This window comes from Chamaesiphon polymorphus CCALA 037 (assembly GCF_003003845.1).
Classification (GTDB): Bacteria; Cyanobacteriota; Cyanobacteriia; order Cyanobacteriales; family Chamaesiphonaceae; genus Chamaesiphon; species Chamaesiphon polymorphus.
On sequence record NZ_PVWO01000162.1, the window covers coordinates 1 to 10,915 of the forward strand.

The 10,915-nt window shown below is 46.0% G+C and carries 8 protein-coding genes; 6 read left to right on the top strand and 2 right to left on the bottom strand.

Going from position 1 to position 10,915, the window contains the following annotated elements:
• Positions 1-17 precede the first annotated feature (17 nt).
• Together C7B77_RS13795 and C7B77_RS13800 are read right to left on the bottom strand one after the other, a co-directional pair.
• Positions 18-530 (bottom strand): inorganic diphosphatase, encoded by a 513-nt coding sequence (locus C7B77_RS13795; RefSeq protein WP_106305632.1) that lies wholly within the window; start codon positions 528-530, stop codon positions 18-20.
• Positions 531-640: 110 nt separating this feature from the next.
• Complete coding sequence (locus C7B77_RS13800) at positions 641-832, bottom strand: TLTLP motif-containing protein (protein WP_106305612.1); 192 nt, start codon at positions 830-832, stop codon at positions 641-643.
• A gap of 736 nt (positions 833-1,568) precedes the next feature.
• On the opposite strand from C7B77_RS13800, the gene C7B77_RS13805 reads away from it, so the two are divergent.
• The 6 genes from C7B77_RS13805 to C7B77_RS13830 all read left to right on the top strand — a co-directional run bounded on the left by C7B77_RS13805 (position 1,569) and on the right by C7B77_RS13830 (position 10,837).
• Positions 1,569-3,212 (top strand): protein kinase domain-containing protein, encoded by a 1,644-nt coding sequence (locus C7B77_RS13805; protein WP_106305615.1) that lies wholly within the window; start codon positions 1,569-1,571, stop codon positions 3,210-3,212.
• A 193-nt stretch (positions 3,213-3,405) separates the two neighbouring features.
• Positions 3,406-4,899, top strand: coding sequence for a cryptochrome/photolyase family protein (locus tag C7B77_RS13810; RefSeq protein ID WP_106305617.1), 1,494 nt, complete (start codon positions 3,406-3,408; stop codon positions 4,897-4,899).
• Between the two features lie 200 nt (positions 4,900-5,099).
• Positions 5,100-6,746 (top strand): tetratricopeptide repeat-containing S1 family peptidase, encoded by a 1,647-nt coding sequence (locus C7B77_RS13815; RefSeq protein ID WP_106305620.1) that lies wholly within the window; start codon positions 5,100-5,102, stop codon positions 6,744-6,746.
• Positions 6,747-7,003: 257 nt separating this feature from the next.
• Entirely contained in the window at positions 7,004-8,818 is a 1,815-nt protein-coding gene (gene proS, locus C7B77_RS13820; RefSeq protein WP_106305623.1) for a proline--tRNA ligase, read from the top strand.
• A 156-nt stretch (positions 8,819-8,974) separates the two neighbouring features.
• The gene (locus C7B77_RS13825; protein ID WP_106305626.1) at positions 8,975-9,778 is read left to right on the top strand and encodes an LmeA family phospholipid-binding protein; all 804 of its coding nucleotides are present in this window, start codon (positions 8,975-8,977) and stop codon (positions 9,776-9,778) included.
• 282 nt (positions 9,779-10,060) lie between these two features.
• On the top strand, positions 10,061-10,837 hold the full coding sequence (locus C7B77_RS13830; RefSeq protein WP_106305629.1) for a GerMN domain-containing protein: 777 nt from the start codon (positions 10,061-10,063) through the stop codon (positions 10,835-10,837).
• Positions 10,838-10,915 lie beyond the last annotated feature (78 nt).

A 10,915-nucleotide genomic window follows, 5' to 3' on the forward strand; every position in this document is an offset into this window, starting at 1 on the left:
CCCCTATCCCCTATCCCCTACTTATTAGCAGCAGCGACGCATTCTTGAACTAATGGCATCACGGCATCGACATCTCGCCAGCCGAGGATTTCGGTTACTTTCTTTTCAAGATTTTTATAAGTCTTGAAAAACTCGGAGATTTCATCCAGACGGTGTTGGGGAATATCTTTGAGCGATTTTACGTTGGCATAACGCGGATCTTTGTCGGGGACGCAGAGAATTTTCTCATCGCGATCGCCACCATCGATCATTTCTAACATGCCGATCGGGCGTGCGGCAATTACACAACCTGGAAAAGTCGGTTGGTCCATCATTACCATCCCATCGAGAGGATCGCCGTCATTACCCAAAGTATTCGGGATAAAACCGTAGTCATAAGGATATTGTACCGAAGAAGATAACACTCGATCGAGTGCCATGGCATTCATGTCTTTGTCAAATTCGTACTTATTCTTACTTCCAGCAGGAATTTCGATTAAAACGTTGATAATCCCGTATTTAGGTTGAGCGGGAATGAGGGATAAGTCCAAAATAAAATGCTCCAATATTAAAATTATCGAGAGGATCGCTCCCCCCGATCGCATTTTACTAGGGATTGGGAATTGGATAAAGCTATTGGCGTCCGAATCTGGTGTTTAGTTCATTCGGTAAGCACTGCTGGTGGTAAAGCTGGTAAAGATTGGACTTGGACGCGGCTAGCTGGCGAGTAGTGGACGATCGCGGCGACTGGTAAGATCAGTGTAAAAATCGCGATCGCGCTACCCCAGAATTCACCCCACTTTTTTGGAGGAGGTTCTGTTATAGATTTGCCAGACGGGGCACTTGATTCCATGTGATAAATTATGTTTAACTCGACATTGGTGCTAATTCTCAAGACTGAAGAGGAAAATTATTATTGCACCAACACTTCCATTTTACCCAACAATGGCCGGAGAGTTGTTACATAACTCACAATTATTCGTAATTGTGGTAGTTTTCACTCCGCAACTTTCCCGATTTTGAAATGCTACGCGAACAGCCATACCGCTCGATTCCGCACGGCAGAAGCTACGCAAATGCTTACACTGCAAAGTTTTGAGGCCCGTCCTTCTTTGCGCTATCATCATCTGTAGTGCGATTATGTGGACTGGCGATCGATCTCAACGTAAATATTTTCAGCCTTCTGGCTAAGGCTAAAGCTGCTGTTCGAGATAAGTAGCTGGACTCAATAGACCTCATGCGAAAGTCAGCAGTTAACTGTGATGAGAGGGTAGTTCTATCTGAATCCTAATAATCTAGTGAGATAAAAATATCCTAACCTACTCGATCGCTAACTTAGCGATCGAGATCCTCAATTTAAAGAGTCAGCGATCCTAGAATCATCAACAGAGATCTGTCACTTCAACCAGAAGATGGCGGTTTAAGACAGGAAGCCACAACCTTCCCTTTTGACTTTAATCCCACGATAATCTAGACAAGGTGGTATCTGCTACCGCGATAATATCTGCCCACACTGGGCTTTAGACTTAATGTAAAAAGTCAGACTCAATGGTAGATCCAATCTGTCTTCACCTCCTAAATTTATCAATATGTCGTTAAGTTTATATCCAATTATCAGGAAACTAGGTGAAGGCGGCTTTGGTACTACGTATTTAGCCACAAATACATTGATGCCTTCCCAACCTTACTGTGTCGTCAAACAGCTAACGCCAACATCAACAGATCCGAAAGTACAGCAGCTAATTAAAGACCGATTTAAACAAGAAGCAATTACTTTAGAACATTTGGGCAAGGACAGTAACGGCAAAGTTCCCAGTCTTTATGCTTATTTTGTAGAACGGGGAGAGTTTTATCTCATCCAAGAGTATATAGATGGTCAAACCTTAAATGAGCGAGTACAAACGCAGGGACTATTTACTGAAATCCAAGTTAGACAATTACTCACCGATATTCTGCCCACACTAATCTATGTCCATCAACGGGGAATAGTTCATCGTGATATCAAACCTGACAATATCATGCTGCGCCATCGCGATGACAAACCGATTCTGATCGACTTTGGTGCGGTGAAGGAGATAATGAGTACGATCGTCACAGCATCAGGGGCTACTGCTCAGTCGATTTTGATTGGGACGCCTGGATTTATGCCGATCGAACAAATGTCTGGTCGTCCAATGTTTGCTAGCGATATTTACGCATTAGGTTTAACAGCTATCTATCTTCTGACTGGTAAGATGCCCACAGAAATTGAATCCGATCCCGATAGCGGCAATCTAAATTGGCAGTCTTTAGCTCCGAATGTATCACAACAGTTGGTAAAAATACTAAATAGATCGATTCAGCATTTATCCCGCGATCGATATCAGAATGCACAGGAAATGTTACATGACTTAAATATTTCCTCATCACCATCTACACCAGCACAAAATATCGGATCTCCTATTCCAATTCCAAATGATTATGAGAAAACGTTGTATGTTCCAACGCCGACAACAACTCGTAATTCTGAAAGTAGCCAAGCTAGACCCTTAATAGCAACATTGATTGCTACGATCGTCGGGGTTGGATTAATCGGCTTTTTAGTGCTAGGTTATAATTCTAGTCGTAAAGAGTCTAGTGCAAACAAAAATAATGGCCAGCAACCTGTTGCTAATAATAACGATCCAGTAACAAATAGCAATTCTAAGATTACAAGTAATTCTAATTCTACGAACGCTCGTAGCAATGAATCCAGTAGAGAAAATACTACTAGCAATACCGCTCGTAGTAAAACATCTAGTAGAGAAACTACTGCTGATAATACCGCTCGTAGCAATAAACCTAGTAGAGAAACTACTACTGACAATATCGATCGTAGTAATGAATCCAATAGAGAAACTACTACTGACAACATCGATCGAGATCCAAAAGATACCGTTCGAGATTACTACTCTAAAATTAATAACGGAAACTATTCTGGAGCATGGAATTCTCTCCCTACAGCCCTTCAAAATAATAAATCCGTACATCCCAATGGATATAATTCTTTTTTGGACTGGTGGGCAAAGCAGGTTGCAGATGTTGAAGTTCGGCAGACCAACTTAGTTTCACAAACAGATCGAGATGCAGTGGTTGATGTAGAGATCGAGTATCTGATGAGAGCGGGAGGAGTTTCACCTCAGAAAATTCGTTATGTTTTAAGCAAAAACGATCGAACTTATGAATGGGAAATCCAGAGAATTGGACTTAGATAAAGGTGTGCGATCGAGAGATCTCGCTCGTAATGAATCACAATAAAACTGATGAATCATGTAGGAGCGATAGACTTGCAGGAATCCGATCGCTACAACTACTTTCTATTCAGTATGCTACTTAGAAATCTTCAGTCGATCGATAGATCGATCGTGCCTAAAGACAGTTGTTACAGTGTGAAAAACTGCTTTTAATATGTTCAGTCTCGCTAGTATCGTTTTTCCCCATCAACTTTTTCGCACGCATCCCGCACTCATTCCAGGCGGATTCGTGTATCTGGTAGAAGAGTGGTTATTTTTCCATCAATATCGGTTTCACCAGCAAAAGCTATTAATCCATCGCGCCACGATGCGAATGTATGCCGATTATCTGACTCAGCAAGGGTATGAGGTACGCTACATTCCAGCCACCGATAAGGAGTGCGATATCCAGAAGCTCATCCCCAAGCTTGCCAGTGTGGGCGTGCGAGAATTGTACTATGCTGATGTCGTAGATGATTGGCTGCGCCAACGGTTGACAGGGGGAGCCAAACAGCAGGGGATCGTACTCAAAGAATTTCGCTCGCCAAACTTTCTCGAAGATCCTAGCGATATATCCAAGTTGTTCGACAGCCGCAAGCACCTCAAGCAGACAGATTTCTATATCAACAGACGCAAACATCACGAAATTTTACTAGATAAATTTGATAAACCGTTGGGTGGTAAGTGGACTTACGATGTCGATAATCGCCAAAAATTTCCCAAGGGTAAATCTGCTCCAGATTTCGATTTACCCGTAGCAAACGAATATGTCATCGAAGCGCAAACTTACGTTCGCCAACATTTTGGGGACAACTATAGCTCGGTAGAACAGCCATTCGATCGAGGGTTTTACCCGACGACATATAGTGAAGCAGATGATTGGCTGGCGGACTTTTTAACCGTGCGCTTTGCTGAATTTGGCGTGTATGAAGATGCGTTGGTTTTGGCAGAGCCGATCTTGCATCATTCGGTGCTATCGCCGCTGCTAAATACCGGACTGCTCTCACCCCAACAGGTAATCGATGCCGCGCTAGCAATGGTGGGTAAAGTACCGCTCAATAGCATCGAAGGCTTCGTGCGGCAGATTATCGGCTGGCGCGAGTTTATGCGGATTACCTACGAGCGACGGGGAAGAGTCCAGCGCACGCGCAATTATTGGGGTTTTACGCGCAAGGTTCCCGAGAGCTTTTGGCAAGGAACGACAGGGATCTTACCGCTAGATGCCACGATTCACAAGGCACTCAATTGCGGCTACTGTCACCATATCGAGCGGCTGATGGTAGTTGGCAATTTCATGCTGCTATGTGAATTCGATCCTGATGATGTGTTCCGCTGGTTTATGGAGATGTTTGTCGATGCTTATGACTGGGTGATGGTGCCAAATGTCTATGCGATGAGCCAGTTTGCCGATGGTGGCGGGATGTGTACCAAACCTTATATCAGTGGCAGCAATTATTTAATGAAGATGAGCGACTACCCTAAAGGCGATTGGCAAGTAACTTGGGACGGATTATTTTGGCGATTTATGCACGTTCATCGCGATTTCTTTTTGAGTAATCCACGCTTGGGTATGTTAGTAGGCACCTTCGATAAAATGGTTCCAGCAAAGCAACAACAGCACATCGTAGCTGCGGAAAAGTTCTTGGGAAGTTTAGATAGTGCCGCTTAGAACGTAGTGGGATTGAAAATTCTCGCTAGTATTATAAAGTCTGCCGATCGAATCGCTCGATCGAATTTCTCGATCGAGCGTGCAGGTGCTCTGAATCAATCAATCGAATAAATCTCGATCGCTATTAAAAAAATTGTGGGTCGTTCATAATTAAGCCACATTTGGACTAAGATTAATTCGACATCCAAATAACGACTTTTATGTCACATCAGCTCTCACAATTGACGGCACTAATTGGCCTCAGTGCCACGATCGCACTCGGACAGCCGAGGATTGCATCGGCCAAAACTTCAGTCGAGATCGGTGAGACAGCTAAAGCAATTACCGTATTAATTACCGAACCCGATAGCGTTGGTTCGGGCGTTATTCTCCAACAGCAGGGCGATATTTATACGGTGCTCACCGCCGCTCATGTGGTGAAAAATAAAGTTAGTTATAAAATTACCACCCCAGACGATCGATCCTATCAAGTCATTAGCAATTCGATCCGCTCGGCTCCTGGCAATATCGATTTGGCCGTCATCAAATTCAAGTCAACAACTAAATATCCCACGGCCAAACTAGGAAACTCTAATGTGCTCAGATCGGGAATGGATCTCTATGTCGGTGGATTTCCAAGTACGAGTAGAGCCATCACCGAGCAAGTATTCGTGTTTAGGGAAGGGAAGGTTTCCGCCAATAGTAATAAGACCTTCGAGAAAGGTTATTCCCTTGTCTACAGTAACGATACATTACCCGGAATGAGTGGGGGAGCGGTATTAAATAGCGAAGGCGAATTAGTTGCCATTCACGGTAGAGGCGATCGCGATGAAAACAATATCAAAACCGGATTTAATCTCGGTATCCCCATCAATCGCTTTGCGACGATCGCTAGTAACATGGGAGTCGATCTCGGCGGACAAGTAGCCACAATTCCCCAGAATACGGCACCGAGATCGGATGATTACTTTGCATCAGCAGCCCAGAAATACGCGAACGGCGACTATCGGGGCACACTTGCAGACTTGGATCGAGCGATTGCCCTCAACCCTCAATCTGTCATTGCCTACGTCGGTCGCGGTATGGTCAAATATCAACAGCTCGACGACGCACAAGGCGCGCTAGCTGACTTGAATCGAGCGATCGCTCTCGATCCTAAACTTGCCAATGCCTATAACAATCGTGGCGTTCTCAAAGCTCAAAAGCTCAACGATGCGCGGGGCGGACTTGCGGACTTAGATCGATCGATCGCCCTCGATCCTAAATTTGCCCAAGCATATAACAATCGCGGTAATCTGAAATATCAACAGTTCGACGATGTGCAGGGCGCACTTGCTGACTTGAATCGCTCGATCGATCTCGATCCCAAAGTTGCCAAAACCTACTACAATCGCGCTGTGCTCAAAAGTGAAAAACTCAACGACGATCGGGGCACACTTGCAGACTTGGATCGAGCGATCGCCCTCAACCCCAAATATCCTTTTTATTACTACTATCGCGGTAATCTGAAAGCTCAAAAGTTCGACGATGTACGGGGTTCAATTAGTGACTTGAGCCAAGCGATCGCCCTCAACCCTAAATTTGCTAATGCTTACAACAATCGTGGTTTTCTAAAAGCTCAAAGTCTCAACGATCTTCCCGGCGCACTTGCTGACTTCGATCGAGCAATCTCGATCGATCCTCAATATGCTAGTCCGTATTTTAATCAAGCGATGGTCAAAGCCAAACAAAATAATATCAAAGGTGCGATCTCAGATATGCAGCAGGCGGCAAAACTATACCAACAACAAGGCAAACAACAAGACGCTAGGGAGGCGATCGATCGCATCAAACAATGGCAACAAACTAGCAATAATTCTAGTTTTTAGACAGTCGATCTGCTGTGAGGGCTTTTCAGAAGCGGAGCCAGAAGCCCTTAAAACAATCTGCCGCGATAACGCTCGCGGGCTTCAAACGTTCGCGGAAGCTAGATTATATAACTTTTTTAGCATTGACGAACTAGTCTTGCAGTGCTCGATCGACAGTTGGGTGACTCCCGCTCCACCCATACTAGCCATTACCCTGCGATAATATCGATAGTCAAACCCTACCGAGATAGGGCGAGTAAACTAACGCAAAAAATCCGATGAGACTGTCCAAAAGCTTATTTGTCACCCTTCGCGAAGAACCAGCCGACGCCGAAATCCCCAGCCATAAACTGCTCCTGCGCGCTGGATACATTCGCCGGATTGGGAGTGGCTTGTATGCTTATCTACCCCTAATGTGGCGCGTATTGACGAAGGTACGGCAGATTGTCAAAGAAGAAATGGATGCCACTGGCGCGCAAGAATGTCTGCTCCCCCAACTGCAACCCGCCGAATTATGGCAACAATCGGGACGCTGGGATACTTATACCCAAGCGGAGGGGATTATGTTCGCCTTTACTGACAGACAAAAGCGGGAAGTGGCTTTAGGCCCAACTCATGAGGAAGTCGTGACGGCTGTCGCGCGCGATTTGATTAAATCTTATCGTCAATTACCCCAGCATTTATATCAAATTCAAAGCAAATTCCGCGATGAAATTCGGCCTCGGTTTGGGTTGATGCGCGGACGGGAATTTATCATGAAAGATGGTTATTCTTTTCATGCGGATGCCGAAAGTCTCAAGGCTACTTACAATGACATGCACCATGCCTACTGCAACATGCTAGAGCGATGCGGCTTGAAATATCGAGCTGTAGATGCCGACTCTGGCGCGATCGGGGGTTCTGGTTCGCAGGAATTTATGGTGCTGGCTGATGCGGGTGAAGATGATGTGATGTTTACGGCGGATGGTAAATATGCCGCCAATGTGGAGAAGGCTGTTTCGCTGGCTCCCGAAGCTGTCGCGTCAAGTTTTACTAGTTATGAAGTTAAAGATACGCCAAATACAAATTCGATCGATAAACTCGTGAAGTTTCTCGAATGCGATCCGACTTCGATCGTCAAAAATGTTCTTCAGCAAGCTGTCTATGATAATGGCAAGACGGTTTTAGTCTTAATTAGTATTCGGAGCGATCGCGAAGTCAATCAGGTTAAATTAACCAACGAATTAGTTAAATTAGCTCCTAATTATGGAGCCAAAACAGTCATCGCCCTAGAAGTACCGGACGGAGTGGCGATCGATAAATGGGCAGCCAAACCCTTACCACTCGGTTATATCGCTCCCGATTTGAGCGATGAATATATCGCGGCAAGTCCTAACGTGCATCCTCAATTTCTGCGGATTGTCGATCCGGGTGCTGCGAGTTTGACAAACTTTATTACGGGGACAAATGAGTCTGGCAAACATGTTGTCGGTGCTAACTGGAATACTAATTTCCCACTTCCAGCCGTAAATGTAGATATTCAAAAAGCTCTGGTGGGAGATCGTGCCATTCACGATCCGACTCAAACCTTAGAAACCGCACGCGGTATCGAAGTCGGCCATATCTTCCAACTCGGAACCAAGTATTCCCAAGCCATGGGAGCCACTTTTACCGACGAGCAGGGAGCCGAGCAGCCATTAGTAATGGGTTGTTATGGCGTGGGTGTATCGCGCCTCGCTCAAGCCGCCGTCGAACAATCTTACGATAAAGATGGGATTATTTGGCCTGTCGCGATCGCGCCTTATCATGCGATTATCTGCGTGCCCAATATTGCCGACGCCCAACAAATGGAGGTCGCAGAACGCCTCTACACCGAGTTAAATCAGATGGGGGTCGAAACTATCCTCGACGATCGCGACGAGCGGGCAGGGGTCAAATTCAAGGACGCAGATTTAATCGGCATCCCCTTCCGGATCGTCACTGGTCGATCGCTCAAGGATGGTAAAGTAGAAGTCGTCCAACGTGCTACGAAACAATCGCAAGATATTGCCGTCGAGAATGTTGGAGCGACGATTAAAGACTGGATCGCACAGGGGTTGGGAGTTGGGAGTTAGGAGTTGGGAGTAAATTAAAACCTGCGGTTTTAGTTAGGTTGAGAGCATAAGGCCATTAACATTACCATCAAACTTCTCCCACAACTACCGCTCCCACCCAGATCTCCCTACCAACTCCTAACTCCCAACTCCCAACTCCCAACTCCCAACCCAAAAATGGAACTAATCACCATCCTCCTCTCGGGTATCACCGCATTATTTTCACTCACTGGAGTAGTGGTCGATAAGAATGTGGAAACTGCCTTGTTGTCGCAGCTCAACCGAGCCGAACAACTACAAGTCAGAACTGATAATGCGCCCCCACACCAGATTATCAATGGCAAAATTAACAAATTGCGGATTGCTGGGCGAGGTTTGTGGGTGACTCGGGATCTGCGGATCGACACTTTAGAGATCGAAACCGACCCCTTAGCGATCGATCTCAGAGCAGTCCAAGCCGACGGCCAAACACCGCGTGCTTCTTCACTCCAGCAGCCAATTCAGGCGGGCGTCAAGTTAAAGTTCAATGAGGAGGATTTAAATAATTTTCTAAAGTCTCCGGATGCGATCGCGCAACTCCAGAAAATGACTACTAGTACTCTCGGCGGTGCTGCGGCTGGTTCTCTCAACAAAGATTACCAAATTACCAATCCGCAAGTGAGATTTTTGGCCAATAATCGCATCGCAATCCGAGCCGAACTCCAAGACCCTAATTCTAGCGAAAAAATCGCTGTCAATCTCGAAACAGGTGTCAGCGTCATCGGTGGCCGCAAATTTCAATTAGTGGAACCGAACGCTACGGTTGGTAACACGCCAGTCCCGCAATTTTTGCTAGCTGGCTTGACTGCCGGAATGGGCGAACGTCTGAATGTAGATATGTTAGAGCAACGCGGTCTGACAGCGAGAATTCTCCAGTTTAAAGTCAATCCCCAACAACTAGAGCTGGCCGCTTTTGTCCGCGTCGCTGGGCGCAAAGACTAACCTCTGGCGACAAGATTAGATGCCCGATCGGGGCGATCGATCTAATTATGTACTAATGGATATAGATCGTCGCCGAATGTCTGTTCGAGCAGTTAGACTATTAATGGAGCAACACACGATTATCGTAAGTGCTGACGAAAGTAGGTCGATGGACGGGGGCGCATTTACCAATTGCTAATTATCAGCTATTGTTTGCCTTGTCCGAGCAAACAATATCTAGTACCATCTTGCGACCAACGGCTGAGTGTCGATCGGTTTTAACGATTTATAGGAATTTTAATTATGGAAGAACGAAAATCTATATCTAAAAATGTAGTTGCTACCATTTCAGCAATAGCTTTAGCGGCGACTGTTGCTGGTGGAGGCATCGCCTGGTTGACGATGCAAAATCGCCCCCAAACGAGCAAACCCAACACGATAACTCCGTCCAATCCTATTACTGTCGATCCGGCAAAAGTACAGACGCCGACGGCTACGCCGATCCCGACGGCTACCACCACGGTTGCGGCACCTACCTTTCCCGTTCAAACACCAACAACTGGTGTGGAGACTACCAAGCCCACAACCCCATCGTTCGCTAACAACAATAGCGATACTGTTAAAATTTGGCGATTGGATGATGATGGGAAGAAGACTTTTTTGGTACCCCAAGATCGACCCAATCCCAATCCTGGTAGTACAGCTTCCAGCCCAGATGCGCGCGTCAAAAATTCGCTCTCTAGCTTGATCGCCTCTGCTGGTAAAACCGATGGTAAACTCACCTCGACCATCCCAGTGGGTACGAAAATATTGAGTGCCAAAGTTATGGCAGATGGCATTCATGTCGATTTATCGAAGGAGTTTACCAAAGGAGATGGCGCGACTTCGATGATTGGGAGATTGGGTCAAGTCGTGTACACGGCTACAGCTCAAAACCCAACCGCCCCAGTGTGGATTACGGTCGAGGGTAAGAAATTAGAAGTACTAGGCGAAGTTGGGGTCGAAGTTAGACAGCCAGTCACGCGTGAAAGTTACAATCGAGATTTTCCGATTACGCCCAGCAGCACGACTAACCCGTAACCCGAATTGGGTTCAAAGTCCGATCGACTAGTAGTCTCCGGCATAAATCTAGTTACTATTTTGGCGGGGAGCGGGGAG